This window comes from Aquirufa aurantiipilula (genome assembly GCF_019923745.1).
In the GTDB taxonomy this organism is placed as follows: Bacteria; Bacteroidota; Bacteroidia; order Cytophagales; family Spirosomataceae; genus Aquirufa; species Aquirufa aurantiipilula.
The window spans coordinates 1-585 of the sequence record NZ_JAANOG010000038.1 but is presented as its reverse complement, the minus strand read 5'-3'; the positions used below and the strand labels follow the sequence as shown (position 1 = coordinate 585).

The 585-nt window shown below is 46.2% G+C and carries 1 protein-coding gene; it reads left to right on the top strand.

The genetic code is table 11. The annotated features are described in order from the left end of the window. Positions 1–585, top strand: a 585-nt coding sequence (locus G9H60_RS13240) for a hypothetical protein (RefSeq protein ID WP_223144515.1), incomplete at both ends; no start/stop codon positions are given.

The window sequence follows — 585 nt, the reverse complement described above, 5'->3', positions numbered from 1 at the left end:
CAGCTACTTCGACTACCAATGCAAGTGGTGTGGCAACAGTCGTATTCACCACACATACCGTGGCTGGAACTTCAACTACGGTTACAGGTACTACTTCGGCTATCACAGGTACTTCGTCTACCATTACTACAGTAGCTGGTACGGCTACTAAGTACTTAGTTACTTCTTCATCTTCATCTCCTGTGGCTGGGGCTACAGTAACCATCACCGCTCAATTGGCGGATGCTAACAATAACCCAGTAAGTACTTCAGGACAAACCGTTACTTGGACTAAGTCTGATGCTAATGGTAGTTTTGCTACAGCTACTTCGACTACCAATGCAAGTGGTGTGGCAACAGTCGTATTCACCACACATACCGTGGCTGGAACTTCAACTACAGTTACAGGTACTACTTCGGCTATCACAGGTACTTCGTCTACCATCACGACAGTAGCAGGTACAGCTACTAAGTATTTAGTTACCTCTTCATCTTCATCTCCTGTGGCTGGGGCTACAGTAACCATCACCGCTCAATTGGCGGATGCTAACAACAACCCAGTAAGTACTTCTGGACAAACCGTTACTTGGACTAAGTCTGATGCTA